Origin of the sequence: Enterococcus malodoratus (assembly GCF_027659535.1) — a bacterium.
Lineage (GTDB): Bacteria > Bacillota > Bacilli > Lactobacillales > Enterococcaceae > Enterococcus_A > Enterococcus_A malodoratus.
The window spans coordinates 194,882-219,711 of the sequence record NZ_JAQDPG010000009.1 but is presented as its reverse complement, the minus strand read 5'-3'; the positions used below and the strand labels follow the sequence as shown (position 1 = coordinate 219,711).

The following is a 24,830-nucleotide window of genomic DNA, read 5'->3' as shown; positions in this document are numbered from 1 at the left end:
ATAAAAATACCGACCTCCAAAAAGTTAGATTTTTGGTCTAACTTTTGGGGGTCGGTTCAAGATTTGATCGTTTCTTTTTATTTATTTAGGTAGTTGAATAAGCCGCTGATAGTTTTATCCTCTAAATCAATTGGATTGCCATCGACTGTTGCCTTAGTTACATGATAATAATCAGGCAGATCGGGTACTTCCTTTAATTGTGCAGCTACAAAATCATTAGCGCTCGCATAGGATTTTTCTTTTTCTGAGTGATTTAATTCATAGGTAATTACTAACATTTTTATCGCTTCTCTCATTCATAATTTTCATTACAAGGGTATTGTACACCAAAACTAATTATAAGTAAGAAATTTTGTCTTTACCAAATGTTTACAGTTCTTTACGGATCATTTACATGACTTCAATAGGATATTTACGTTTCATTGGTAAAGTAACGATGTACTAAAAAATAAGAAATACGGCATCCGTTTTCTTATAAAGTTCATTATCGAGAATAAGGAGTGTACATGATGAAGAAAATTATTTTGGCATTAGCATTTTCAGGAATTCTCTTGGCTGGTTGCGGGAGTGGGAGCGCAACAAAAGATTCAAGTTCAGCGAAGGAAGATACAGCAAAAATTACGGCGGTGGGTTCAACAGCCTTACAGCCTTTAGTTGATGCAGCGCAGGAAAGCTATACGCAAGATCATCCGAATGTTCAGATTTCTGTTCAAGGCGGCGGTAGCGGTACAGGATTGAGTCAAGTCGAAAGCGGTTCTGTTGAAATCGGCAATTCAGATGTTTTTGCTGAAGAAAAGGACGGCGTTGATGCAAGCAAATTAGTTGATCATAAAGTAGCCGTCGTTGGTTTTGTTCCCGTAGTCAATAAAGATGTTGGCGTAAAAGATATTACGAAGCAGCAATTGATCGATATTTTCACTGGTAAAATCAAAAACTGGAATGAACTTGGCGGGAAAGACGAAGCCATTCAAGTAGTCAATCGTGCTTCAGGCAGCGGAACACGTGCTACCTTTGAAAAATGGGGATTAGACGGCAAAGAACCGATTCAGTCACAAGAACAGGATTCATCGGGAACGGTGAAAAAAATCGTGGCGCAAACGCCAGGTGCGATCAGCTACCTTGCTTTGTCTTATGTTGATGACAGCTTGCAAGCTTTACAATTAGATGGTGTAACAGCCAACGACAAAAATATTACTACTAACAAATGGACCATCTGGTCATATGAACACATGTATACGAATGGCAAACCGGAAAAGGCTTTAGCCGATTTCTTAAAATACATGACAAGTGACGACATTCAATCTGGTCCAGTCAAAGAATTGGGTTATTTGCCAATTACTTCGATGAAGGTAGAACGTTCTTCTGACGGCACAGTGAAATAATTTCTTCGTAGGAGTGAATGAAGAGTAGAGCAGCTTCCCTAAATAAAAAAAGGATCGTGGATTATTCCGCGATCCTTATTTGTTTGGTAATTTAAGCGTAAATGTTGAGCCGAGTTTTGGATGGCTCTCAACGTCGATTGTTCCGCCGAGAATTTCGCTGTATTCTTTGACAATCGCAAGACCTAAGCCGGTTCCCCCAGAGTGGCGGGCACGAGCCTTGTCAACACGATAAAAGCGTTCGAAGATTCGTTTTTGATCGTCTTTTGACATACCGATGCCATGATCGGTGACAGCAATTTCCAATTGATCTGTCATGCGGTAGCTTAACTCAATTTGGCTTTCTTCTGGCGAATATTGAATCGCATTCTCCAAAAGATTTTTGATGATCGGTTGGAAGAAGGTCAAACGCGTTTGATAAAAACAGTTTTCTGCACCTTCAATCGTAACAGTAATTTGTTTTTTCTTTAATAGATGTTGATACAAGTCGACTTGTTGATGCAAGAAATAATTGATCTCGATTGTTTGCCGATCTTCAGCTAAATCATTGCTGTCCTTTGATAATTCAATAATATCTTGAATCAACCGCTGCAAACGTTTCGCGTCATTTTGCATAATAGTTAGAAATTCTGCCGTCAATGCTGGATCGTCTTTGGCTCCATCTAGCAGTGTCTCTGTAAATCCCAACAAAGAAGTGACTGGTGTTTTTAATTCGTGGGAGACATTACCGACAAAATCCCGCTGAATTTTTTCTAAACGGCGAACATGCGTCAGATCGTAGACAGTACCCATGATCTGATCCCCTTTGATCTCGTTTTCGATGTAACGTAAACGAATGTCTAGGTTCATCGAGCTCGGCAGTTTTGTTGAAATTTCCTGATGGACTTGATCCTTATCCACTAAGATTTGTTGAATTAACTGAATGAATCTATTGTCTTCAATAACCTGCCAATAATAATGCTGAGCGGCTCCGCCGATTTGCAGCAATTCTTCCATCGCTGGATTAATCATAATAAAGCGACCATCAGTATCGATGATGAATACACCAATCGTTAATTCATGAAAGAGTGTAGAAAATTGCTCTTCCGTAGAAGTATAAGCGGCATATGTTTCATTCAACTGTTCACTGATTTGATTGACGGTGATATAAAGTTCCTGCCATTGTGGTGAGTTTTGCATAATATAATTACTTTTTTCAGGTTCCTTCAGCATGCGCTGTAGAACAGGCAGGACAGTTTCGATCGGTCGGTTACGTTGATAGGTCAGGTAACAGATAATCAAATAGATAAAGGCATAAAAGAAAAACAAAATAATGAAAATCGTTCGCTGGAAATTTCGTGTCTTCGGTTGAAAAGCCGAGGTTTTTTTTGCGACACGCAAGATGCCGATCGTTTCATCACCGGAACGGATCGGCTGTGCAGTGTAAAGCAACTCTGTTTTTAGTGTCGTACTATAGCGAACCGAAGAGCCCACTGTATTGCTGTTTAGAACAATTTTCACTTCGGGACGATTTTCCCGACTACCTGAAAGACCGGCGTCCGTGTTATCAAAAATGATCTTTCCTTTTGCATCTAACAGCGTAATTCGATCGTGTGCTTCTTGTGCGAATTCATCGATCGCGGTTTTATTTTCATTTGAGTCGAGTTGTTTCAAATCTAGTCGATGGATCATCAATTCACCGTTACTAGTCAAGAACTCTTCCTGCTGTTCCAACAACTCTTTGGTGTAAAAGTGGTTGGCCAATTTCCAACTGCCGAAAAAGAGCAGACAGACGAGAATAAAGGGAATAAAATAATCTAAGTGTTTGCGTTTCATTGTGCGGGCACCTGAAATTTATAGCCAAAGCCCCGTACGGTTTGCAAGTATTGCGGATGCTTGGGATCAACTTCGATTTTTTCGCGCAGATGAGAAACATGGACATCCACGATTCGGCTTTGTCCTGAAAAATCATATTGCCAAATGCGGTCAAGCAAGGTGTCACGATCAATCACACGTTCTTTACGTTTCATGAAATAGACCAGCAGTTCAAATTCTTTAGGTGTCAGCTCAATTTTTTGATCGCGAACAGTCACTTGATAATTGGATAGATCCGCTTTAATCTCGCCGGCAGTCAAAAATTCGTGTTCGATAACTTCTTGTCGTGGTTCGACGCGACGGAAAATTGCTTTCATACGCGCTAAAACTTCTCTTGGAGAAAATGGTTTAGTCAAGTAATCATCGGCACCGATCTCTAGGCCTAAAATGCGGTCAATTGCATCGTCTTTAGCAGTGAGCATCAAAATTGGAGTATCCACCTTTTCTTGACGCAATTTCTTTGCAATTTCTAAACCATCCATCGATGGCAGCATTACATCCAAAATAATGAAATCAAATTTGTCATTCAAGGCCAGCTCATAGCCTTCTTTTCCATCCTCGGCGGTGGTGACAGCGTAGCCTTCCTTTTCTAAATTGAAGCTTAATAATTTTACGATCGAAAGCTCATCGTCTACGACTAATACACGTTTCATAAGTGTCTCCTTTTTTAAAAACTTTTCATTTGTGAAAGACTATTTCAATACCTGAATAAATGGTATAATGGGAAGGCAGTTTTGTCACCTATTTTCTATTAATTTGATGGGAGAAATAACGATGCTTGGAATCAGTGCTTGTTTAGGGGGCACAGCTTGCCGTTATGATGGCGGATCAAATGAGATCGCGGCGCTGAAAAATTTAGTTGAAGCAGATCAAGCAATCATGATTTGTCCAGAGGTTTTAGGCGGATTGCCAACACCGCGCTCACCTGCTGAGATACAAGGCGGAGATGGTTTCGATGTGTGGCAAGGCCGAGCGAAAGTTGTAGATAAAGAGGGCAATGATTTAACCGAAGCTTTTAAGCAGGGAGCCATCAAAGCTTTCGATGAACTCAAGCAGTTGCAGATCACGGGTTTAGTCTTAAAGGAAAGAAGTCCTTCATGCGGTAGCGGGTTGATCTATGATGGCAGTTTTTCTGGTACTCGAATGACTGGGGTAGGTGTGGCGACAGCTTATTTTATCCAGCAGGGGTTACCGGTTTATTCCGAAGAGAATTGGCAAGAAATGAGGATGACGTAAATGGAGATCGAAAAAACGAATCGAATGAACGCGTTGTTTGAATTCTATGCGACGCTATTAACTGAAAAACAAATGAATTACATGGAGCTGTATTATGCTGATGATTTTTCTTTAGGTGAAATTGCTGAGGAATATCAGGTGAGCCGCCAAGCAGTTTATGATAATATCAAAAGAACAGAAAAAATCTTGGAAGATTATGAGCGAAAGCTGCATCTGCTCTCAGATTACATCGTAAGGGAAGAACAGTTGGACAAACTTGAGGCATATGTGACTGATCATTATCCAAAGGATGAGTTTTTAGCCACTGCGATCCAAGGCTTGCAAGATTTAGACGAATAAAAGGAATATCAATTTCACTTTTCGAAGCTCATTCAGTGAACCAATAATAGTGGAATGATATACGGCTCGAACATAAGAATTTTTTCCAAGGAAAAAATTATACCTTAATAGGAGAAAGGAAAGTAATCAATGGCATTTGAAAGTTTAACGCAGCGTCTACAGGCTGCGATGGGGAAATTACGTAAAAAAGGAAAGGTCACGGAAGCGGACGTTACCGAAATGATGCGAGAAATACGTCTGGCATTACTTGAAGCCGATGTAAACTTGCAAGTGGTGAAGCAATTTACCAAAGAAGTACGAACACGGGCCTTAGGAACAGAAGTTTTAGAAAGCTTATCTCCTGCGCAACAGATCGTTAAAATCGTTGATGAGGAATTAACGAAAACGTTAGGGTCTGAGGCGGTTGGCCTTGAAAAATCACCAAAGATTCCGACTGTTATCATGATGGCCGGGTTGCAAGGGGCTGGTAAAACAACCTTTGCCGGCAAACTCGCTAATCAGTTGATCAAAAATGAAAAGGCGCGTCCTTTAATGATCGCAGGTGACGTGTATCGTCCGGCGGCGATCGATCAATTAAAAGTTTTGGGACAACAATTAAATGTACCTGTTTTTGATATGGGGACAGATGTTAGTCCAGTGGAAATTGTCCGTCAAGGGATGGAGCAAGCTCGCGAAAATAAAAATGATTATGTTTTGATTGATACGGCTGGTCGTTTACATATTGATGAAACGTTAATGGACGAATTGAAACAAATAAAAGAAATTGCACAACCAAATGAAATTCTATTAGTTGTGGATGCCATGACGGGGCAAGACGCTGTCAACGTGGCACAAAGCTTTAATGAACAGCTAGGAATTACCGGGGTTGTTATTACTAAACTTGATGGAGATACACGTGGTGGTGCGGCGCTTTCGATTCGTGCCGTAACGGGTGCACCAATCAAATTTATCGGTTCTGGTGAAAAACTAACAGACCTAGAAATCTTCCATCCAGATCGGATGTCTAGTCGAATCTTGGGTATGGGTGACATGTTGACCCTGATTGAAAAGGCTCAACAAGATTACGATGAGAAAAAAGCGGAAGAACTTGCCCGCAAAATGAAGGAAAATAGTTTTGACTTCAATGACTTTATCGAACAATTGGATCAAGTTATGGGAATGGGCCCAATCGAAGATATTCTTAAAATGATTCCTGGTATGAGCCAAATGCCGGGGATTGAAAATGTCAAAGTTGATCCTAAAGACGTAGAACGTAAAAAGGCTATGGTTTATTCAATGACGTTAGCAGAACGGGAAAATCCTGATTTGCTGAACCCTAGCCGTCGTCGTCGGATCGCTGCCGGATCAGGAAACTCCGTTGTAGAAGTCAATCGCATGATCAAACAATTCAAAGAATCACGCAAGATGATGCAGCAAATGAGTAAAGGCAGCATGCCTGCAGGTATGGACCAAATGTTTGGTTCAGGCATTAAAGGGAAAATGGGCAAGATGGCCATGAACCGTATGGTCAAGAAAAACAAGAAGAAGAAAAAGAAACGCAAATAAAAAAAGCAGCGCCTGTCTCGAAAACTGAGACAGGCGCTATTTTTATAGAAAAAATCGCCAATGATAAAGGAAAAAGACACCAGCGAGACTCAGAAATAAGTAGATTTGCGGTTCTCGCAGAGGAAATAATTGAATTTCTTTAGGAACTTTATGGACAAACTTCTGACTAAACTGCCAAATCAGAAACCCGACTAGTGCGCCAAGGGTATTCATCAGTAGATCATCAATATCAGTTGCTCGCCGATTAAATAATTGGAGAAGTTCGATCATCAGTGAAAACTCGAAGCCCAGCAATACGGTAGGCGACCATTTCCGACACTGTTTCCAAATTAATGGCAATAAAAAACCTAATGGCGCAAACATGATGATATTAAGAATGTTCAACAAACCAACACCTGATTGAAAGGGAACCAGATTGATTTCTTCAGGACGAATCAATTCTGGATAGCTCAAAAGATCCTCCAGTGTCCCAACACCAGTGATATCAATGACTAAATAGAGATAAAGCAAGAAAATTCAACGCCATACCATGGATGAAAATACTATTTTCTCCTGCTTTTTTCTAAGCACGAAATATTGGTAGATCAAGCATGGTAAAAAGATACAGGAAATACGGTAGATAGGAAATAGAATATCTAATGAAGTCAAAGAATCACTCCGTTCGATGATTTAGTTTGTTCAATCTACTTGATAAGCTTAGGGTAATCTCTCGATAAAATACGATTAGTAAGCAGATACATCCAACAACCAATGTAATCAGTATGTTTGAGAAAATAGGACCGCTAATTGAATCAGCACTATGTTCATATAATCTTTTTTGTAAAAAGTAGGACCATGAGTCAAAGAAATACGTATTAAGAATGAACGAAGTGAAGAGCGTCATGATTGTCCAAATCGGCCAACGAGATTCCTTATGAAGTAAATACGCATTATCATTTTCTAATGAGAGCGTCTGGTATTTCTTATACGCCCAGAAAGCAAACAGTAAACTCAAAAATACGAACAGTAGATTCACCCACCAAAAACCGCCCATTTTCCCAACGAAGTAGACAAAGAGTGTCTCTGGAAATTGATTCTTAGGTATCAGCTTTGCTGTATGCAGTATATTCCCAAAACGGTAAAGACTAGCAGGGAAAATAATCATCAGCCACCAATAAACGGCCCAAGTCAAGGAACCAAAAAGACTATTTCCAACCATTGATCCTATAAAGGCGCTGCTAGAAAACATAAAGAACAGCAGGCAGAAGTTACTGATGACGGAAGTGAATAGTTGCCCTAATGTAGCATTCATATAGTATGCGGGTATCAACGAGTGAATCAGCAGAGCATAGAGTGATTGCCCGATTAAGATCGAAAGTAAAAAAGGCAGTGCTACATAGGTAATTTTTTTCTTAAATAATTCTTTTCGCGAAATGCCTAGCGAGAACAGAAATTGATTGAATCCTGTTTTTTGATCGATAAAAAAGAGCAGAAACCCGGCTAATGGGACGACAAAGAGCAAGGCAATTCTTATAAAGATTCCACCGGATTTTGGACTATAAGGAATTTTGTTTGAATAGTTTTCCGCTTTTGCCATAGTTTTGAGATTAGGTCCTGAATCTTCCAGAGAAAACGAGCCGTAAAAAAACAGCGTCGCATCACGAAAGTCTTTGTATGATTTATAAGGCACACTGTTCATTTGTTTTTCGTCATAATAATTGTGTTCATCAGGATTCGCGTCGTACTGTGTTTTTAATTCCGGATCATTATAAACACTTTTCCACTGATTATTTTGAAGGATTGCTGTGAAGGTACAGATGCCGATCACTAGTAAGCAGGCAGCAATCAGGACTTTTTTATAGCGTTCAAAATAAATCGATCGAATCATTTTAAGGGCCCCTTTCTATGCAGCTTTAAGTTTGCTTCGAAGAGATCTTCTAAGGATAGAGGAAGTTCTTCGTAAACGAGTGGATCAAATTCCTTGATCAGCGTTTCGAGTTCATCCGTAAAATGCTCAAAGACGACAGTGACCACACGACCTTGAAAGTCGAGCATTTTAGAATTTTCTTTTACGACAGCAGGGACTTTTTTTGTTTTGAAGACAAGCTGAAGTTTTTTGGCTTTTTCCCGCATTTCTTCCAAACGATAGTCTTTAATGATCGTTTGGTCTTTTAGCAATAATACACGGTCAACCAGATTTTCCAATTCGGGTAGGTTATGGGAAGAGATCAGTGCTGTCCGTGAGTGTTCACTTAAATGCTCCATGAGCAAACCAATCATTTCTTTTTTGATAATGACATCCAAACCGTCAAAGGGTTCATCTAGCAACAAGTATTCGGCGTTAGAACTGATTGCCAAAATGAGTTGAAATAATGCCTGTTGCCCTTTGGAGAGTTGACGATAGCTTTTATTTAATGAAAATTCGTGCTTTCCGACTAAATCCATAAATAATGATTGATCAAATTTTGAATAAGCTAATTGATAGAACTTAGCTATTTTTATAAGGGAATAAGACCGTAAAAAATTGTCTTTTTCGTCAATAAAGAAGATAGCTTGTTTGACCTCAGGATTCTTAAAAACCGATTCTTCCCCAATTAAGATATCCCCGCTATCCGGTAAATAGTGTCCAGCAAGCACACGTAATAAGCTGGTTTTTCCAGAACCGTTGCGTCCAACCAGACCAACGACTTCATTTTTAGTTAATTCAAACTCAATGTCATTAAGGACAGAGAGCTGATCAATTGTTTTACTTAAATTTTTGACAATCAAGATGGCTGACCTCCTAAACTTTTTTCCGCTTCTTGTATCCATGCCAACAATTCCTCTTGGGAAATTTGTAAATGGCGTGCTTCAATTACTAATTCATTGAGATCTTTTTTGAGTTCCTGAACGCGGAGCTCGTCTCTGGGATTTTCTTCAATCGCCCGAACAAAGGTGCCTTTGCCTTTGACTGTAACCAAAACTTTCTCAGTCTCAAGTACCTTATAGGCCTTACTAATGGTATTCGGGTTCATCAATAACTGCTTAGCCATTTCTCGAACAGAAGGAATTTTGTCTCCAGGCTGTAAAATGCCATGCAAAATATCTTCTTTAATTCCTAACACCAGTTGTTCGTAATACGCACGACTACTATTTTTATCGATGCGAACCATTTTGACACCACCTTTTAACGAGTTGTATTTATGTGTACTAGTATACATAGTACACTTGAGTTAGGCAATGACTTTTTTTCATTATCTGATATACTGAAGGGGAGCGTATGTTCGTTTTTTGAAATTAAAGAAATAGGAGTGATGAAAATGTATCGATGTCAATGGGCAGGAAATAATGAAAATATGCAAGAGTATCACGATACGGTGTGGGGTGTGCCAGAATATGATAGTCAGCGCCTTTTCCGAAAACTGGTTTTGGATATGAACCAAGCCGGCTTAAGCTGGCAAACTATTTTGAATAAGATGGACAATTTTGATCAAGCGTACGAACAATTTGAACTTGAAAAAGTTGCGAGTTTTGATGAGGCAAAAGTGGAAGCCTTGATGCAAGACGCCGGGATCATTAGGAATCGTCGGAAAATTGAAGCGGCGATCATCAACGCACAGAAAATTTTGGAAATGCAGTCTGAAGGATTGAGTTTTTCTGATTACTTGTGGGGCTTTACCGATCACCAAGTGATTGATAATAAAATTGATATCGCTTCGGAAATTCCTGCTAAGACCGAATTATCGGATAAAATCGCTAAAGATTTGAAAAAGCGCGGTTTCAAATTCGTAGGCAGTACAACGATTTATGCCTTCTTACAAGCTGTTGGTATTGTGAATGATCATGAGACTGAATGTTTTCGTTATAAAGAACTAATACAAAAATAAGTATTTTCTTTTTTTCCGCTTTTTCCTTCCAGCAGCGTTATAGTTGTGTTGTAAGAAAAATGGGGTTTCAGTTCATCTTTTTACTTCAGTAGAATAATGGAGTGGGATTCGTAAATTATTTCTTTAGAATGAAATGGGAGGCAATAGCAATGGCTTGTACAACGATTTTAGTAGGTAAGAAAGCGTCAATGGATGGATCAACGATGATGGCTCGGAATAATGATATGTTTGTGGCAGATACACCGCAAAAAATTCAGGTGATTCCACGCAATGAGCATCAAACTGGCAAGTATGTTTCCAACAAGAACGGTTTTACTTTCAATTATCCGGAAAAAGCTTATCGTTATCAAATGGTCCCTAATGTAAATGTTGAAAAAGAAGGAATTTTCGGCGGCAGCGGCTTCAATGAAAAGAACGTCGGAATCAGCGCTACTGAGAGTGTCTATGCTAATGAACATGTTTTAGCTTACGATCCATTAGTGAAAAACGGGATTGCAGAGGACTCAATGGTCGTGGCTGTATTGCCTTATATTAACTCGGCGCGTCATGGGGTGGAATATTTGGGTGAGATCATTCGGAAATATGGTTCACCAGAAGGCAACGGAGTCGTTTTTAGTGATAAGGATGACGTTTGGTACATGGAGATCGTGACTGGTCATCATTGGGTTGCGCAACGAATTCCAGCGGACCATTATGCTGTTATTGCTAATCAAGTCGCTCAAGAAGAAATTGATTTTAATGACTCAGAAAACTTCATGTGGTCAGAGGGCATTCAAGAATTTGTCGAAAAACATCATTTGAATCCGGATCATGAAGGCTTCAATTTCCGTCATATTTTCGGAACGGACACAGAAAAGGATCGTTATTACAACACGCCGCGCGTTTGGTTTGGCCAACGCTATTTGAATCCTGAGAGTGATCAAAGTCCGGTTTCTTCAGATTTGCCATTTTTACGTAAAGCCAGCCGGAAAATCAGTCTAGAAGATGTGGCCTATATTTTAGGATCACATTATAATGAAACAGTCTACGATCCTTATGGTAAAGGAACAGAACGTGAAAGACATTTGTATCGTCCAATCGCATTAAATCGGACTCAGGATTCTCATATTATGCAAGTCCGTAATCATGTGCCGGAAGAACTTTCGACTATTATGTGGGTCTGCCTAGGAGTACCGGCTTTTAATCCACATCTGCCATTTTATGGGAATGCGACAGATTCTGATCCAAGTTTCAATGATACGTCATTGGATTGGAACTTGGAAGATGGGTACTGGATGTATCGTACGATCACCGCACTAGTAGAAGGGCATTATAGTGAGCTAATCGAATCGGATGTTGATTTTGTCAAGGATTGTCGTGAAAACCTGATCCGCTTAGTTAATGAAACGGACGAAAAGGCTAAGGCTTTGCAAGGCGATGCATTGACGGAATATTTGACCAAACGCAATCATGAAATCGTGGATGACATGAAAGCAAAAGCGTTGAAATATATTGGTCAATTGGTTAAAGACAGCATCGGATTGTCGAAATTGACTTACAAAATGGATATCAACTTATAATAAGACGAGCTTCCTATTTTCAAAGTAGGAGGCTTTTTTGTGCAAATATGTTGGTAAAGCTGGCCATGATTGATAGAATCATAGAACAGAAAGAGGGGGATTTGATGGCAAGAGCAGTCTTTTACGGAGCGATTAGTTTGGATGGGTATTTGGCAGATAAAGCGGATCGTTTGGATTGGTTGTATCAGCAAGAAGGAGGGGAACTTGTCCCTTATGACACATTTTATCAAACAATTGATTACACGATAATGGGGCGTCGGACATATGATGCCGTGAAACGGGATGCGGAGCTAGAAATCATTTATCCTGAGAAAGAGAATTTCATATTTAGTCATTCGGCGATCGAAGTCGATGAAAATATGCAGGTGGTCAATGGTGATCCAGTGGAATTTATTGAAAAGCTGCCTTCTGATAAAACCGTCTGGGTTGTTGGTGGTGGTGCATTGTTACGACCAGTTATAGAGGCAGGTCTGATCGATGAGTGGTGGATTCAAATTGTACCAATATTAATAGGTGAGGGCGTACCGCTATTTTTACCACAGACAAATCAACAGAAATTTCAATTGCTGGAAACAGAACAGTTTGGTCAATTTGCACAGATTCACTTGAAAAAATAAAAAAGCCAGTATCTGGCTTTTTTTAATACTCATTTTCATCAAGCTCGCTGGCCGCAGCTTCAAACTTTGCTTGACAGGGCAGGACTTTCTTCTCTTTTTCTGGAAAAGTCTGATCAAAGGCTTCTAGACCATCAGGATCTGGATACATACCTGGAGAAAAGATAATCTTTCCGCTAACGTTATCAAGTGCACCGGCTTTTAGCGGCAGCGCCATGATTCCCGTATAGAATTTTCCGTCTGGCATAGAGATATTGTACTTCTTTGTTCCAATGAAGCCATAGGTGTGGTAATGATAGGGAAAGCCGCCGATTACGATGGCATCATAGCCCAAGCGTTTTGCTTCAGTGATGGAGTATTCGATTAGTTGTCTCCCGTAGCCTTGACGATGATATTCTGGAGCGATACTTACAGGACCAAACGAAATCACCGGATATTCTGTCCCATCGGCAGCAACTATTTTCGCTTTACTATAGAAGATACTGCCAATAACTTTTCCATTCAGTTCAATCACAAATGTAAGTTCTGGTATGAAATCGGGATGTTTACGAAGTGTGTGTGCCAGATAGTGCTCCTCGGCTCCGGGTAAATATAAATTCCAAAAGGCATCTCGAGTGATTTCTTCAACGATGCGATGATCTTTTTCTTCTTCAAGTCTAATGTTGACAGTCAAATAATTTCCTCCAATCTAGTATCTTAATTAAGTATAGCAGGTAGATTTAGGGAAATGAAGTAAATAAAAAAACTGCAGACTGTCCAAAATGAATGGACATGCCTACAGTTTATCTTTTAAAACTATTTGGTTAATTTATTGAAGAATTCGATATATTTGTCAGTAATCAACTTGAAGAAGTCTACTGTGCCATCAGCGATGTGACCATCATTGTCGACTAAATTCATAATACCGCCAATATAAGCTTCAGGTTGTTGCAAAGTAGGAACGTCTAAGAATACTAGTGATTGACGTAAGATGTGGTTAGCACCGAATCCACCAGGACCACCAGGAGAGACAGTAACTACTAAACCAGGCTTGCCGCCCCAAACACTGCTGCCCATTGGACGAGAGCCGACATCTAACGCATTTTTTAAGGCTGCTGGGATTGAACGGTTGTATTCAGGTGTAACAAAGTACAAACCGTCGACTTCGCTGATGTCTTTACGGAAACGTGTCCAAGCTTCAGGTACAGAACCTTCCACTTCAAGATCCTCATTATAAAATGGGAGATCATCAATTTTAATAAATTTTGCGTCAAATCCTTCAGGTAGTAATTCTGCAAATTGTTTAGCTACAATTTTGTTGTAAGAATCTTTACGCAGACTTCCTACTAAAATACCAATTGTTTTTGTCATCATAATTCCTCCGATTCAGTTATATTACTTTCGTTATCTTATGAATACATCTTACAAAAAATAAGTAAAAGGTGCAAAAGATATGCTTTGACAGAAAAATTGAGCTGTAAAGAAAAAACTCTTTACAGCTAACCAAAAGCGTGTTAGACTACATCTTGTGATTAATTATATGGAGGTGTAGTTATACAATGGCAGTTAAAATTCGCTTGAAACGTATGGGTTCTAAAAAGAAACCTTTCTACCGTATCGTTGTTGCTGATTCTCGTTCTCCTCGTGATGGACGTTTTATCGAAACTGTGGGTACTTACAATCCTTTGAAAAACCCAGCAGAAGTAGTATTAAAAGAAGAAGATGTTTTAAACTGGTTACAAAAAGGTGCACAACCTTCTGATACAGTTCGTAACATCCTTTCTAAAGAAGGCATCATGCAAAAACACCACGACGCTAAATTCGCTAAGAAATAAGGTGATCAATTATGCAAGATTTAACTAACCTTGTGTTGACGATTGTTACCCCTTTGGTGACAAAGCCTGATGAAGTGAAGTTAGAGATTGAGGAGTCTAAAGATTTCTTCGAGTACAACTTAACGGTTGCTCCTGAAGATATCGGCAGAATCATCGGAAAACAAGGCCGGGTAGCGAAAGCGATCCGCACGATCGTGTATAGTGTTCGGACAAATGGACCGAAAAAAGTTCGTCTTAACATCGTGGATGGTAAATAAAGTGAGAACACTCGAGTCGGTTTGATTCGAGTGTTTTTTCGTTAAAAATACGGTAAACTGAAGGTGGAGGTGTTCCATCATGAAAAAATATTTGTTGTTGTTTAGCGCGTTGTTTGTCCTTTCAGCCTGTAACTCTGGAAATAATGATTCAAAAGATAGCACTACGAAATCGACGGCGGCCGCAACTGCGAAAACCAGCACGTCAACGTCGAAAAAAAATAGCTCAACTAGTCGTTCAAGTACAAATTCGGATACTGCATCAAACTCTAAGACACAAACAAGTTCATCAAAAACAAATTCATCCCACGGCAATCATGCAATGTCGGCAATGGAGGAATTGCAAGCCAACTATCCAAACGATAAGTTTCCGGATCCGGCCACTATCAGTGGAGGAAAACAAATTGGTATCAAGTCTTCTGAAGAACAGGGAACATTGACGGTCAATTACTATGTGGTAAACGAAGATACACCGTTCAATGACCCAGCTTTAGATGGTCAAACTTCTGTTGCACAATTTCAACGGAAGTCTTTTGATTCAAAAGAAACCGCTCAGAATGAAGTTGGGCAAACCTATGACCCGAATGGGCAGCAGGTGGATCTAGGACATTCGATCACTGGCTATCGCAATGCCGGTGCGGGTTCAAGTTTCATCACATGGAAAGAAGGCAACTGGAGTCTGGCTGTGCGAGCAAACAATCTTGAGCAAGAAGATCCCGTTCCATTAGCGAAACAAACCGTTGAATACCTAGAAGGAGCGTTCTTGCCGGTCCCTCATGATGCTGGACAAATTTCTTTACGAGTAGCACCTGGGGATTATCAATCAAATAGTGTGGTTTGGCAGAACAATCAAACCGTTTATACAATTATGAATGCCGATTCAATGAGCAGTTTAAAAATGGCTGTCTCAATGGCAAAATAGCTTAAGCAGAAAGAGGAAAATACGTGACGAATTATTATAAAGTCGGAAAGATCGTTAATACCCACGGAATTCGCGGTGAAGTTCGTGTCATTTCAAGTACTGATTTCACTGAAGAACGTTATCGAGTTGGAGAGCAGCTTTTCTTATTTCGTGAGAATCAAGAGACGCTGCCTTTGACGATCGCAAGTTACCGCAGACATAAAAATTTTGATTTGTTGAGCTTTGAAGGTTATCCGAATATTAATCAGGTTGAGCCTTTTCGCGATGGCATCCTGAAGATTTCGGAAAAACAAATGGGTGAATTAGATGAGCACGAGTATTATTACCATGAGATCATCGGTTTGACAGTTGTTGATGAAGACGATAAAGAAATAGGGAAAATCACCGAGATTTTATCTCCGGGAGCTAATGATGTCTGGGTCGTGAAACGCAAAGGTCAAAAGGATGCGTTGATTCCTTACATCGAATCTGTCGTTAAGGATATCGATTTAACAGAAGGTATCGTTCATGTTGAAATTCCGGAAGGGTTGTTGGACGATGCGAATTGATGTATTGACGCTTTTTCCTAGAATGATCGAGGAGCCCTTAGGTGAATCGATTATCGGAAAAGCCGTTGAGAAGGATTTACTGGAAATCAATGTCCATGATTTTCGCCAATACTCTGATAATAAGCATAAACAAGTGGATGATTATCCTTATGGCGGCGGGGCAGGGATGCTGCTGAAAGTTCAGCCGATCTACGATAATCTGAAGGCCATCGAAGCAGAAACCAATGATCAAAAAAAACGCGTAATCCTGCTTGATCCAGCGGGGAAACCTTTCAATCAAAAGATGGCGGAAGAATTCTCGCAAGAAGAACAGCTAGTCTTCATCTGCGGACATTACGAGGGCTACGATGAACGAATTCGTTCATTAGTGACGGATGAAGTATCCCTAGGTGATTATGTCTTGACTGGCGGAGAACTTGGCGCGATGGTCATGATTGATGCGACGGTTCGTCTATTGCCAGATGTATTAGGAAACCAAACATCAGCTAAAACCGATTCCCATTCTACGGGATTGTTGGAACATCCGCAGTACACAAGACCCGCAGAATTTGAGGGGATGGGTGTACCGGAGGTTTTGATGAACGGCAATCACCGTTTGATCGAAGAATGGCAATTGAAGGAATCTTTACGACGGACATATTTACGTCGACCGGATATGCTGGAAAAATTGGATTTGACACCAGAAATGGAAAAATTTCTAGCGGAGATCAAACAAGAAGAAAAATAAACTGTAGGAGGTCCATAACTGGGGCTTCCTTTTTTTGTGGCTTCAACAAGGTAGTGTTTTTACTAAGAAAAGGAGTATGTTACGCTACGTAATCTGGCTGCTACAAAGTGTTTCTTCCCTAGATCATGGAATTAATTGTATGATGGAATCAGAAAACGAGACGGAGGAAAGAAGATGCTTAGTGGAGAAAAAATTCGAAAATTGAGAGCCGAACAAAATTTATCGCAAAAAGCACTGGCTGAGAAATTAGCGGTATCGCGACAGGCCATCGCAAAATGGGAAACCAATCGTGGTATTCCAGATATTGAAAATTTAAAAAACCTCGCGCAGCTTTTTAACGTGAGTATTGATTATTTAGTTAGCGGGGAAGAACCCGCTGCGAATCATGTGATGAAGCAACCAATTGATTTAGAAAACTATCCAATGCCAAAGGGAAATGCCTTACGAGAAGATCAGGTAGTTTTAGAAAATTATCCGAATGCTCAATCTATTCGTGAATTATATCGCCAAAAGAAGCTGACGAAGAAGGAAAAAGTTGTCGATTTCTTGTTGCTTCCGGGAATACATGAAGTAGAAGATCATTGGCGCGATGCGACTAAATACTATTTAGTGAAAGAAAGCGGCAGCAGTTACTTGGTGAATGTTACAAAAACGGAACTCCTTACGCGCAAGTTAGACATGGATGTTAGTGAGGAGTCATTTGATTTGGCCGCTGATAAATTTATCAAGACTCGCCGCAAGTTAAAATAAGCCGTTTCTGACAAGAATTTTATCTTTACAGATAGTTCTTCCTCTGTTAGAATATTCAGGTGAGTGTAAGGCTCATCTATTATACGATATTCCGCTGGGACAGCCGTCCTAAGAATGTTTGGAATAAGGAGAATGATAAAAATGAATCCATTGATTCAAGAACTAACTCAAGAACAATTACGTACTGACATCCCAGCATTCCGCCCTGGGGACACTGTTCGCGTTCACGCGAAAGTTGTCGAAGGAACTCGCGAACGTATTCAGTTATTCGAAGGCGTGGTAATCAAACGTCGTGGAGCTGGTATCAGCGAAACTTACACTGTACGTAAAATCTCTAATGGTGTTGGTGTGGAACGTACTTATCCACTACACACTCCACGTGTTGCGAAAATCGAAGTAGTCCGTTACGGTAAAGTGCGTCGTGCAAAACTTTACTACCTACGTGCATTACACGGAAAAGCAGCTCGTATCAAAGAAATTAGAAGATAAACACGGAAAACTTCCTTGGAAATCTGAAATTTGTGAAAAGTCCTTGTATATCAAGGGCTTTTTCTTTTTTCTCTATCACAGTTTTATGCCATTTTTGGCTGTTTTGGACCATTTTTCACTCATATTCCCCTAAAATGTCCTAGATTGTCCGATATTGACTATCAGTGTCGTCAAAATAGGGCAAAATTTAGTAGTCAGTCTGACTGCAAATTTAATACGAAAAATACCAAAACATTTACCGAATTTAGCAACTTTTGAACCCGAGTTACTAAAAAGGTTGACTTTTTTCAAAAAAGACAAAACATGTACTTTTCTACTAAAAAGTTGATGTGATAGGTTTCTATCTAAATAATTCTTAGGAGTTTTTATCGTGAAGCAAGATGATGGACGAATCGTATGGAAAAATTTGAGTGATCTCAAGCTAATTTTGCTAATCAATCAATTCATCGAAAAACACGGAATAAAATCTAGTCGTCAGTACCAGAAAAAATTATCAGAGAATCCAAATTCTGCACCAAGTATGTGGTTTATTAATCAAAAATATGGATCATGGGAAAATTTATTGGTTAGTGTTGGTCTGGAGAATACAGAATATGGGAAATGGTCAAAAATATCAGAAAAAAAATTATTGGAAATAGTAGAGTCCTTTATTGTGGCTGAGAAAATAACTTCTCAGCGTAAATATGAACAAAAATCAGTGGGAAAAGATGTTCCTTCATTAAGTACATTGAAAAAGAGGCTTGGAGATGTAAAACCTCTATTCAGAAAGAAAATAGAGAAACCTTCACTTACTGATTTTGAACTGATGCTTGAACTAAGAAATGAAATAATCCGACTAAAATTACAGGATGATTTATCAATGACAAAATTTCGGAAACTTGTCCAATCCTCGAAACTTCCGTCAGTTGATACAATTATGAAAAGAACAAATAAAAATTGGGAGGAATTGATGGCAGAAATAGGATTTGATTATCGAAGAATCAAAATCTATAAACAAAGAAATAACTTATCTCAAACAAAGAAAACTAAATAGTAATACGAGAGATTAGACGTTCAAAACTAAAAATTTGAACGTCTTTTTTTATTTCTCAAAAACGAAAGGAGATTTTATTTTATGAAAAAGCTGAGATTTAAAAATTGGCGATTATTTGCGACTTTAGCTCTGTTGGGTCAAACAATTGGCGGAGCGATTGGTCCTACGATTGCCTTTGCTGATGAAATTACTCATCCGCAAACAGTGACTGTGCACTGCGATTTGTCGCACTTATATTCGGTCGAAGGGACGTTCAGTGATGGTCGAACATTATCTGAGGTAACTGTTCCTCACTATGCTATCTATAATGGGGAGAAACAAGATATTTTCTGTATCGAACCGGGAGTGCCAATTTACAATGAGTTCACGCCAGGTTATGAGAAAAATCCATTGCCTGATATGTCGGAGAAAGCCAAATTAGTTTCAGTGTTATGGAAAAACGCCGGTACAGATATTGATACACAAATGGTTGCTCAAAAGATGATCTGGCAGGAGGTCAATGGGTATACGCTTCACTCTATGAAGCATCCAGATGGCAGTGCCGTAAATATCCCAGCTATTGAGGCAAAAATTAATCAAGCCATTGCCGATTATCAGAAGAAACCAAGCTTCCATAATAGCACGGCTAAAACAGTGTTAGGTCAATCAACTACTGTAACGGACACGAATAATTTGAATTTGTCAGAGTTCGATGATGTTGTGGAAAACACCGCAAATATTGATTATCGTGTCAATGGCAATCAATTGGTTATCACACCTAATACCAATTCAAAAGAAAGCGGTGTGTTGACGCTTAAGAAATCTGCTGGAACTGGAACACCGGTAGCTTACAAGATGGCTGGACAACAGACCTTGATGGCCGGGGCAATTGATAAACCGAACACTTACACGATCAAAATTGATGTGGAAACTAAGGGTTCTTTAAAGATTAAAAAAGTCGATAAAGAATCAGGTGATGTTGTACCAGGAACGATTTTCCATTTAGAATTTGGAAAAACTTTGCCTGCAAAAGACGTGACTACTGACAAAGAAGGCATTGCTACCTTAGATGGGATTCCTCACGGAACAAAAGTAACCATTACTGAAAAATCGGTGCCGGCGCCTTATACGATTGATACCACACCTATGACTGCCATGATTAAAGCAGGTGAAACCATTTCTGTGACTTCAAAAAATACGCGAGAAAAAGGTCAAATCATTCTGGATAAAACGGGAGTTGAAACAGGGAATGATCTTTGGAACGACAATTATTCTTTAGCTGGCAATACGTTTGCCATTCGCAAAGACAGTCCAACTGGTGAAATTATTCAAGAAATGACCACGGATGAAAAGGGTCATGCGGAAACACCAAAAGAGATTGCTGACGCGTTGGAATTGGGAACCTATTATGTGACAGAAACCAAAGCAGCTAATGGCTTCGTGAATACTTTCAAACCAGTAAAAGTTGAATTGGAGTATGCCAATCAAACGGTAGCCCTTGTGACCAGTAACGTAAAAGGGCAAAACCAGGAAATTACTGGTGAAACCACTTTGACGAAAGAAGACAAAGATACCGGTAATGAGACTCAAGGGAAAGCGGAGTTTAAAGGAGCTGAATATACTCTCTTTACTGCAAAAGATGGTCAAGCGGTTAAATGGGGTGAGGCTTTTAAACCAGAATTAGTGAAAGGAACGAAGGCTTCTGATGAAACGGTGACTTTGACTTTAGATGAAAAGAATCAAGCTGCCGTTAAACACTTAGCCATCAACGAGTACTACTGGCAAGAAACCAAAGCACCTGAAGGGTATACCTTGGATGAAACGAAGTATCCTGTATCCATCAAAAAGGTGGATGATAGCGAAAAAAATGCTGTGATTACTCGAGATGTTACGGCAAAAGAACAAGTGATTCGTTTTGTCTTTGATTTCTTCAAATTTGCTGGATCAGCTGCGGGCACTGCCGAAACTGGGTTTAATGACTTAACCTTTAAAGTATCGCCATTGGAAGGAACCAATGAAATCACAGGCGCTGAAGATGAAGCGACCACAGCTTATAACGAGCAACTAGGTTTTGATGGCTATGGCAAGTTTGAAAATCTTCCTTATGGGGATTATTTACTTGAAGAAGTAGAAGCCCCAGAAGGATTTCAAAAGATTACACCATTAGAAATTCGTTCTACTTTTAAGGAAAATAAAGAGGATTACACCAAGAGTGAATACATGTTTACCATTACCGAACAAGGTCAAAAACAACCAATTAAAACGGTGACCGTTCCTTACGAGAAGCTGACGAGCAAAGAATTCTCCGTTAGTTTGAATCGTTTAATGCTCTATGATTTGCCTGAGGAAGAAGATAGTCTAACTTCTCTTGCGACCTGGAAAGACGGGGACAAAGAAATGACTACCCTTGATTCTACCGAGCTAGTTGATAAGTTGAGCTATAACTTGCATGAAATTAAAGAAGACTGGTATATCGTAGCGCAAGCCATTGATGTGGAGGCGACAAAAGCTGCTCAAGAAAAAGATGAAAAAGCCAAACCAGTCGTGATTGCCGAAACGACGGCCACCTTGGCGAACAAAGAGAAAACAGGAACTTGGGAAATTCTGCATAAATTAACCGCCGAACAAGTTTTGGATAAAACCATCGTCTTATTCAACTATGTGTATGAAAACAAGGAAGCCTTTGAAGCAGGTGACGAGCCAGTAGCGAAGGATGCTAGCTTGAATAATCAAGCCCAAACTGTCAATTGTGCAGTGGAACGTCATGTTTCCATCCAAACCAAAGCCCACTTAGAAGACGGTTCTCAGACCTTTACTCATGGTGACGTGGTAGATATGTTTGATGATGTATCGATTACTCATGATGTACTAGATGGCTCAAAAGAAGCTTTCGAAACAATTCTGTACGCCTTATTACCGGATGGTACGAACAAAGAGATTTGGAAATCTGGCAAAATTGATTACGAAGTGAATGACAAAGAATTTACCAAAACCGTACTTGCAGAAAAAGTGGACACAAGTAAATATCCAGAAGGCACAAGTTTTACCTTTAAAGAAATTAACTACGACAAAGATGGAAACGTGAATGGAAAACACAATGAGGATCTAAAAGAAAAATCTCAAACCTTAACACCAAAAGAAGTGCCAACTACACCAAGTACGCCAGAACAACCGGAAACACCAACTATTCCAAGTGACTCTCAAGAATCTAGCCCTACAGTGAAGAAATTCCCACAAACTGGGGAGAAAAATTCCAGTGTGTTACTGTTCATTGGTTTTACTTTAATCTTTGCGACGGCTGGCTATTATTTATGGAATCGCCGGAACTAAGGTGATGAGGTGAAACAAGTAAATAAGAAGAACCGACGTGCGCGACCGCCTCCTAAAAAAAGTGGTCGCGCTATTTTTGTATCCAAAACTAACAATGAAAAGAGGAAAAGAATATGGAATTGAAATTTGTTGTGCCAGATATGACCGAAACCTTTGGAAAGATCAGTTATGCCGGAGAAGGCGAAGTTTTAACAGAAGGATATGGTCGGAATACTACAGTAATTGGTCGTAGTTACCATTTGTATTCCAGTAAACAGCGAGCCGATGATATTGAGGTGGTGGTAGCTGCGGAAGCCGGTGAAAAGGATTTTGATCAAGACCAACCGCTAAAAGCCGTGAATCCCCACTTGGTTGCCAAAGGGTATGAGATTGAGAATCGTGGGTTTACTGATTACGTGTTGTATGTCGATGATTTAGTGAAAGCATAGGAGGAAAAGAAGATGAGATTAACAGAAGGTATTGTCGTAGATTCAGGATTAACGTTTGGGAAGTTGCGCTTTTCCGCATTACGTCGAGAAGTACGGAAACAAAATGAGGATGGAACGGTTAGTAATGAGGTAAAAGAACGGACCTATAATTTGAAATCCTCCGCGCAAGGTCGAATGATTCAAGTTAGTATCCCATCAAATGTACCCTTACGCGAGTTTGCTTATGATGCAGAGGTAGAGCTGGTCAATCCTATCGTGGATACAGTCGCCAATTATGTTTTTCGAGAAGGGACCACTGTTAATTGGTTTATCAAGGCAGATGATTTAGTCTTGAAACGACAACCGAATCAAGGAAATCCTACGAACCAAAATGATGGAAAGAAATAGGTGAAAAGAATGGAAATTAATGTGGAACATATTTTAGACTGTCTCGATCAATATGGCAAAGGTGAGTTAACTGAGGAACAACTCACTAAAGCATTAACCTATGATGAAAAAATGTTTCTGATTATGCATCAAGGGTTACTGGGAGTAGGTAACGATGCCGAAGAAGACTTTGATGTACTGAATTGGTTAGAGGAAGAAGAGTCGTTCTTTATGGTTGTCGAAGTAAATGAAAACTTATGTCGGCAGGCGGAATCTGTCTTGGAAGAAATCGGTGTGGAGATGCCGGATGCCATTGAAGGTTTTTTAACACAAGTGATAGAAACGAAACAACTTCCCGTGTCAGTAAATGACTAGCATAACTTTTTGAAATTGCCTGATAAATTCTATTGGGCAATTTTTGATTGGAGGTGGAAACCATCAAAATGTACAACGGGCATCGCATACGTGCAGGAGATCAGCACTTGGTTTATCACTTTGTTCTTGGCTGGTTAATTGCTTTGTTCATCGGTTGGATGAGTGTCTTTTATTTTCAAGAGCTTAGACAAATTGATATTTCTAAGGTATCGCTTTCCACTATTAAAATTGTTTGGTCTATAAAAGATTTAGTATGTCTGCTTGGAAGTCTCGCTTTTTCAGGAAGCATGATGTTACTTTATATTCATTTTTTTCAAGATCATTGGCGCAGCTTGTGGCATCGACAAAAGCTAGCTCGGATGATTCTAGAAAACCATTGGTATGAAGTAAAACAGACGCAAAGTGAAGGTTTTTTCAAAGATTTGAATAGTAGTAAAACTAGAGAGACTATCAGTTACTTCCCCAAAATTTATTATCGAATGAAAGATGGCTTACTTTCCATTCGCGTTCAAATTTCACTGGGAAAATATCAAGATCAGCTTTTAAAGTTGGAAAAGAAGTTAGAAAGCGGACTGTATTGTGAGTTAGTTGAAAAGGAACTCAAAGACTCCTATGTGGAATACACCTTGTTTTACGATATGATTGCCAATCGAATTGGGATAGATGAAGTAGTAGCAAAAAACGGAGCTCTGCAATTGATGAAAAATCTAGTATGGGCCTATGATTCCTTGCCTCATATGTTAATTGCAGGCGGTACAGGTGGTGGAAAGACTTACTTTTTGCTCACCATTATCCAAGCTCTCTTGAAGTCAGATGCCGAGCTTTATGTTCTTGATCCCAAAAATGCAGACCTTGCCGATTTAGGTACGGTGATACCTCACGTATACTTCCAAAAAGAAGAAATTTCTGCATGTGTGGAAGATTTTTATGAACGCATGATGGACCGTAGCAAGGCAATGAAAGAAATGCCCAACTACAAAACAGGAGAAAATTATGCGTATCTCGGACTTCCGCCCAACTTTTTAATCTTTGATGAATACGTGGCTTATATGGAGATGTTAACGACGAAAGAAAGTGCGGTGATTTTGAATAGACTCAAACAAATTGTGATGTTAGGCCGTCAGTCTGGTTTCTTCCTGATTTTGGCTTGTCAAAGACCAGATGCGAAATATTTAGGAGATGGGATTCGCGATCAGTTTAATTTTCGTGTGGCTTTGGGCCGTATGAGTGAACTCGGGTATTCCATGATGTTTGGTGAGGTTGATAAAAATTTCTTTATGAAACGTATCAAAGGACGAGGTTATGTAGATACAGGAGGGAGTGTGATTAGCGAATTTTATACGCCACTTGTACCAAAAGGGTATGATTTCTTAAAGGAAATTAGCAACATTGCTGGATTAACCGTTCATATGGAAAGAGAAAATAATAGTATGTAGCCTGGGGA

29 protein-coding genes are annotated in these 24,830 nt (G+C 39.6%); 20 read left to right on the top strand and 9 right to left on the bottom strand.

Features of this window, described 5'->3' with window-relative positions; genetic code table 11:
* Positions 1 to 77: 77 nt before the first annotated feature.
* A complete protein-coding gene (locus PGP85_RS15645) occupies positions 78 to 278 on the bottom strand; it encodes a hypothetical protein (protein ID WP_010740313.1) in 201 nt (66 codons plus the stop codon).
* A gap of 231 nt (positions 279 to 509) precedes the next feature.
* Between PGP85_RS15645 and PGP85_RS15640 the strand changes: the two genes are divergently transcribed.
* A complete protein-coding gene (locus tag PGP85_RS15640) occupies positions 510 to 1,382 on the top strand; it encodes a phosphate ABC transporter substrate-binding protein PstS family protein (RefSeq protein WP_270328376.1) in 873 nt (290 codons plus the stop codon).
* 75 nt (positions 1,383 to 1,457) lie between these two features.
* Here PGP85_RS15640 and PGP85_RS15635 read toward each other — a convergent pair whose 3' ends face one another.
* Both PGP85_RS15635 and PGP85_RS15630 read right to left on the bottom strand, forming a co-directional pair.
* Positions 1,458 to 3,194, bottom strand: a complete 1,737-nt coding sequence (locus PGP85_RS15635) for a sensor histidine kinase (protein WP_010740311.1) — start codon at positions 3,192 to 3,194, stop codon at positions 1,458 to 1,460.
* Positions 3,191 to 3,886, bottom strand: coding sequence for a response regulator transcription factor (locus tag PGP85_RS15630; protein WP_010740310.1), 696 nt, complete (start codon positions 3,884 to 3,886; stop codon positions 3,191 to 3,193). The genes PGP85_RS15635 and PGP85_RS15630 overlap by 4 nt, the downstream gene beginning before the upstream one ends.
* Positions 3,887 to 4,007: 121 nt before the next feature.
* Between PGP85_RS15630 and PGP85_RS15625 the strand changes: the two genes are divergently transcribed.
* The 3 genes from PGP85_RS15625 to ffh all read left to right on the top strand — a co-directional run bounded on the left by PGP85_RS15625 (position 4,008) and on the right by ffh (position 6,353).
* Positions 4,008 to 4,469: a DUF523 domain-containing protein gene (locus PGP85_RS15625; protein ID WP_010740309.1), complete on the top strand. Its 462-nt coding sequence runs from the start codon at positions 4,008 to 4,010 to the stop codon at positions 4,467 to 4,469.
* Positions 4,470 to 4,808 (top strand): putative DNA-binding protein, encoded by a 339-nt coding sequence (locus PGP85_RS15620; protein WP_010740308.1) that lies wholly within the window; start codon positions 4,470 to 4,472, stop codon positions 4,806 to 4,808. It begins immediately after the preceding gene.
* A gap of 129 nt (positions 4,809 to 4,937) precedes the next feature.
* Positions 4,938 to 6,353 carry a signal recognition particle protein gene (gene ffh, locus PGP85_RS15615; protein ID WP_010740307.1) on the top strand — a complete coding sequence of 472 codons (1,416 nt, stop codon included), beginning with the start codon at positions 4,938 to 4,940 and terminating at the stop codon, positions 6,351 to 6,353.
* A 42-nt stretch (positions 6,354 to 6,395) separates the two neighbouring features.
* Here ffh and PGP85_RS15610 read toward each other — a convergent pair whose 3' ends face one another.
* From PGP85_RS15610 to PGP85_RS15595, 4 genes are all read right to left on the bottom strand, one after another.
* Entirely contained in the window at positions 6,396 to 6,863 is a 468-nt protein-coding gene (locus PGP85_RS15610) for a VanZ family protein (RefSeq protein WP_270328375.1), read from the bottom strand.
* A gap of 142 nt (positions 6,864 to 7,005) precedes the next feature.
* Positions 7,006 to 8,220: an ABC transporter permease gene (locus tag PGP85_RS15605; RefSeq protein WP_270328374.1), complete on the bottom strand. Its 1,215-nt coding sequence runs from the start codon at positions 8,218 to 8,220 to the stop codon at positions 7,006 to 7,008.
* Positions 8,217 to 9,101 carry an ATP-binding cassette domain-containing protein gene (locus tag PGP85_RS15600; RefSeq protein WP_270328373.1) on the bottom strand — a complete coding sequence of 295 codons (885 nt, stop codon included), beginning with the start codon at positions 9,099 to 9,101 and terminating at the stop codon, positions 8,217 to 8,219. Before PGP85_RS15600 ends, PGP85_RS15605 begins: the two co-directional genes overlap by 4 nt.
* The gene (locus PGP85_RS15595; protein WP_270328372.1) at positions 9,098 to 9,484 is read right to left on the bottom strand and encodes a GntR family transcriptional regulator; all 387 of its coding nucleotides are present in this window, start codon (positions 9,482 to 9,484) and stop codon (positions 9,098 to 9,100) included. The genes PGP85_RS15600 and PGP85_RS15595 overlap by 4 nt, the downstream gene beginning before the upstream one ends.
* A gap of 147 nt (positions 9,485 to 9,631) precedes the next feature.
* Between PGP85_RS15595 and PGP85_RS15590 the strand changes: the two genes are divergently transcribed.
* The 3 genes from PGP85_RS15590 (at position 9,632) to PGP85_RS15580 (ending at position 12,374) form a co-directional block, all read left to right on the top strand.
* Positions 9,632 to 10,198, top strand: coding sequence for a DNA-3-methyladenine glycosylase I (locus PGP85_RS15590; protein WP_251866525.1), 567 nt, complete (start codon positions 9,632 to 9,634; stop codon positions 10,196 to 10,198).
* A 149-nt stretch (positions 10,199 to 10,347) separates the two neighbouring features.
* Complete coding sequence (locus PGP85_RS15585) at positions 10,348 to 11,757, top strand: C69 family dipeptidase (protein ID WP_270328371.1); 1,410 nt, start codon at positions 10,348 to 10,350, stop codon at positions 11,755 to 11,757.
* A gap of 104 nt (positions 11,758 to 11,861) precedes the next feature.
* Positions 11,862 to 12,374, top strand: a complete 513-nt coding sequence (locus PGP85_RS15580; RefSeq protein ID WP_010740300.1) for a dihydrofolate reductase family protein — start codon at positions 11,862 to 11,864, stop codon at positions 12,372 to 12,374.
* Between the two features lie 22 nt (positions 12,375 to 12,396).
* On the opposite strand, the gene PGP85_RS15575 is transcribed toward PGP85_RS15580, so the two are convergent.
* Together PGP85_RS15575 and PGP85_RS15570 are read right to left on the bottom strand one after the other, a co-directional pair.
* Entirely contained in the window at positions 12,397 to 13,044 is a 648-nt protein-coding gene (locus PGP85_RS15575) for a GNAT family N-acetyltransferase (protein WP_010740299.1), read from the bottom strand.
* A 122-nt stretch (positions 13,045 to 13,166) separates the two neighbouring features.
* Positions 13,167 to 13,721: an NADPH-dependent FMN reductase gene (locus PGP85_RS15570; RefSeq protein ID WP_010740298.1), complete on the bottom strand. Its 555-nt coding sequence runs from the start codon at positions 13,719 to 13,721 to the stop codon at positions 13,167 to 13,169.
* Positions 13,722 to 13,909: 188 nt separating this feature from the next.
* On the opposite strand from PGP85_RS15570, the gene rpsP reads away from it, so the two are divergent.
* The 13 genes from rpsP to PGP85_RS15505 all read left to right on the top strand — a co-directional run bounded on the left by rpsP (position 13,910) and on the right by PGP85_RS15505 (position 24,822).
* A complete protein-coding gene (gene rpsP, locus PGP85_RS15565; RefSeq protein WP_010740297.1) occupies positions 13,910 to 14,185 on the top strand; it encodes a 30S ribosomal protein S16 in 276 nt (91 codons plus the stop codon).
* Positions 14,186 to 14,196: 11 nt separating this feature from the next.
* Complete coding sequence (locus PGP85_RS15560; protein ID WP_010740296.1) at positions 14,197 to 14,442, top strand: KH domain-containing protein; 246 nt, start codon at positions 14,197 to 14,199, stop codon at positions 14,440 to 14,442.
* Between the two features lie 79 nt (positions 14,443 to 14,521).
* The gene (locus tag PGP85_RS15555; protein WP_270328370.1) at positions 14,522 to 15,361 is read left to right on the top strand and encodes a membrane lipoprotein lipid attachment site-containing protein; all 840 of its coding nucleotides are present in this window, start codon (positions 14,522 to 14,524) and stop codon (positions 15,359 to 15,361) included.
* Between the two features lie 23 nt (positions 15,362 to 15,384).
* Positions 15,385 to 15,909 carry a ribosome maturation factor RimM gene (rimM, locus tag PGP85_RS15550; protein ID WP_010740294.1) on the top strand — a complete coding sequence of 175 codons (525 nt, stop codon included), beginning with the start codon at positions 15,385 to 15,387 and terminating at the stop codon, positions 15,907 to 15,909.
* Positions 15,899 to 16,636 (top strand): tRNA (guanosine(37)-N1)-methyltransferase TrmD, encoded by a 738-nt coding sequence (gene trmD / locus PGP85_RS15545; RefSeq protein WP_251866566.1) that lies wholly within the window; start codon positions 15,899 to 15,901, stop codon positions 16,634 to 16,636. Before rimM ends, trmD begins: the two co-directional genes overlap by 11 nt.
* 174 nt (positions 16,637 to 16,810) lie before the next feature.
* Entirely contained in the window at positions 16,811 to 17,386 is a 576-nt protein-coding gene (locus PGP85_RS15540) for a helix-turn-helix domain-containing protein (protein ID WP_270328369.1), read from the top strand.
* 141 nt (positions 17,387 to 17,527) lie between these two features.
* A complete protein-coding gene (gene rplS, locus PGP85_RS15535; protein WP_010740291.1) occupies positions 17,528 to 17,875 on the top strand; it encodes a 50S ribosomal protein L19 in 348 nt (115 codons plus the stop codon).
* A gap of 370 nt (positions 17,876 to 18,245) precedes the next feature.
* The gene (locus PGP85_RS15530; RefSeq protein ID WP_061724797.1) at positions 18,246 to 18,908 is read left to right on the top strand and encodes a hypothetical protein; all 663 of its coding nucleotides are present in this window, start codon (positions 18,246 to 18,248) and stop codon (positions 18,906 to 18,908) included.
* 81 nt (positions 18,909 to 18,989) lie between these two features.
* Entirely contained in the window at positions 18,990 to 22,217 is a 3,228-nt protein-coding gene (gene fss3, locus PGP85_RS15525) for a fibrinogen-binding MSCRAMM adhesin Fss3 (protein WP_198491776.1), read from the top strand.
* A 113-nt stretch (positions 22,218 to 22,330) separates the two neighbouring features.
* On the top strand, positions 22,331 to 22,645 hold the full coding sequence (locus PGP85_RS15520) for a YdcP family protein (RefSeq protein WP_010708789.1): 315 nt from the start codon (positions 22,331 to 22,333) through the stop codon (positions 22,643 to 22,645).
* Positions 22,646 to 22,657: 12 nt separating this feature from the next.
* Positions 22,658 to 23,032, top strand: a complete 375-nt coding sequence (locus PGP85_RS15515) for a YdcP family protein (protein WP_010708788.1) — start codon at positions 22,658 to 22,660, stop codon at positions 23,030 to 23,032.
* Positions 23,033 to 23,386, top strand: coding sequence for a type II toxin-antitoxin system RelB/DinJ family antitoxin (locus PGP85_RS15510; protein WP_097529477.1), 354 nt, complete (start codon positions 23,033 to 23,035; stop codon positions 23,384 to 23,386).
* 68 nt (positions 23,387 to 23,454) lie between these two features.
* On the top strand, positions 23,455 to 24,822 hold the full coding sequence (locus PGP85_RS15505) for an FtsK/SpoIIIE domain-containing protein (RefSeq protein ID WP_061724791.1): 1,368 nt from the start codon (positions 23,455 to 23,457) through the stop codon (positions 24,820 to 24,822).
* Positions 24,823 to 24,830 lie beyond the last annotated feature (8 nt).

Coding starts and splice junctions, on each gene's coding strand:
- PGP85_RS15645 (WP_010740313.1), bottom strand. CDS start 278: ATGTTAGTAATTACCTATGAATTAAATCACTCAGAAAAAGAAAAATCC.
- PGP85_RS15640 (WP_270328376.1), top strand. CDS start 510: ATGAAGAAAATTATTTTGGCATTAGCATTTTCAGGAATTCTCTTGGCT.
- PGP85_RS15635 (WP_010740311.1), bottom strand. CDS start 3,194: ATGAAACGCAAACACTTAGATTATTTTATTCCCTTTATTCTCGTCTGT.
- PGP85_RS15630 (WP_010740310.1), bottom strand. CDS start 3,886: ATGAAACGTGTATTAGTCGTAGACGATGAGCTTTCGATCGTAAAATTA.
- PGP85_RS15625 (WP_010740309.1), top strand. CDS start 4,008: ATGCTTGGAATCAGTGCTTGTTTAGGGGGCACAGCTTGCCGTTATGAT.
- PGP85_RS15620 (WP_010740308.1), top strand. CDS start 4,470: ATGGAGATCGAAAAAACGAATCGAATGAACGCGTTGTTTGAATTCTAT.
- ffh (WP_010740307.1), top strand. CDS start 4,938: ATGGCATTTGAAAGTTTAACGCAGCGTCTACAGGCTGCGATGGGGAAA.
- PGP85_RS15605 (WP_270328374.1), bottom strand. CDS start 8,220: ATGATTCGATCGATTTATTTTGAACGCTATAAAAAAGTCCTGATTGCT.
- PGP85_RS15595 (WP_270328372.1), bottom strand. CDS start 9,484: ATGGTTCGCATCGATAAAAATAGTAGTCGTGCGTATTACGAACAACTG.
- PGP85_RS15590 (WP_251866525.1), top strand. CDS start 9,632: ATGTATCGATGTCAATGGGCAGGAAATAATGAAAATATGCAAGAGTAT.
- PGP85_RS15585 (WP_270328371.1), top strand. CDS start 10,348: ATGGCTTGTACAACGATTTTAGTAGGTAAGAAAGCGTCAATGGATGGA.
- PGP85_RS15580 (WP_010740300.1), top strand. CDS start 11,862: ATGGCAAGAGCAGTCTTTTACGGAGCGATTAGTTTGGATGGGTATTTG.
- PGP85_RS15570 (WP_010740298.1), bottom strand. CDS start 13,721: ATGACAAAAACAATTGGTATTTTAGTAGGAAGTCTGCGTAAAGATTCT.
- rpsP (WP_010740297.1), top strand. CDS start 13,910: ATGGCAGTTAAAATTCGCTTGAAACGTATGGGTTCTAAAAAGAAACCT.
- PGP85_RS15560 (WP_010740296.1), top strand. CDS start 14,197: ATGCAAGATTTAACTAACCTTGTGTTGACGATTGTTACCCCTTTGGTG.
- PGP85_RS15555 (WP_270328370.1), top strand. CDS start 14,522: ATGAAAAAATATTTGTTGTTGTTTAGCGCGTTGTTTGTCCTTTCAGCC.
- trmD (WP_251866566.1), top strand. CDS start 15,899: ATGCGAATTGATGTATTGACGCTTTTTCCTAGAATGATCGAGGAGCCC.
- PGP85_RS15540 (WP_270328369.1), top strand. CDS start 16,811: ATGCTTAGTGGAGAAAAAATTCGAAAATTGAGAGCCGAACAAAATTTA.
- rplS (WP_010740291.1), top strand. CDS start 17,528: ATGAATCCATTGATTCAAGAACTAACTCAAGAACAATTACGTACTGAC.
- fss3 (WP_198491776.1), top strand. CDS start 18,990: ATGAAAAAGCTGAGATTTAAAAATTGGCGATTATTTGCGACTTTAGCT.
- PGP85_RS15520 (WP_010708789.1), top strand. CDS start 22,331: ATGGAATTGAAATTTGTTGTGCCAGATATGACCGAAACCTTTGGAAAG.
- PGP85_RS15515 (WP_010708788.1), top strand. CDS start 22,658: ATGAGATTAACAGAAGGTATTGTCGTAGATTCAGGATTAACGTTTGGG.
- PGP85_RS15505 (WP_061724791.1), top strand. CDS start 23,455: ATGTACAACGGGCATCGCATACGTGCAGGAGATCAGCACTTGGTTTAT.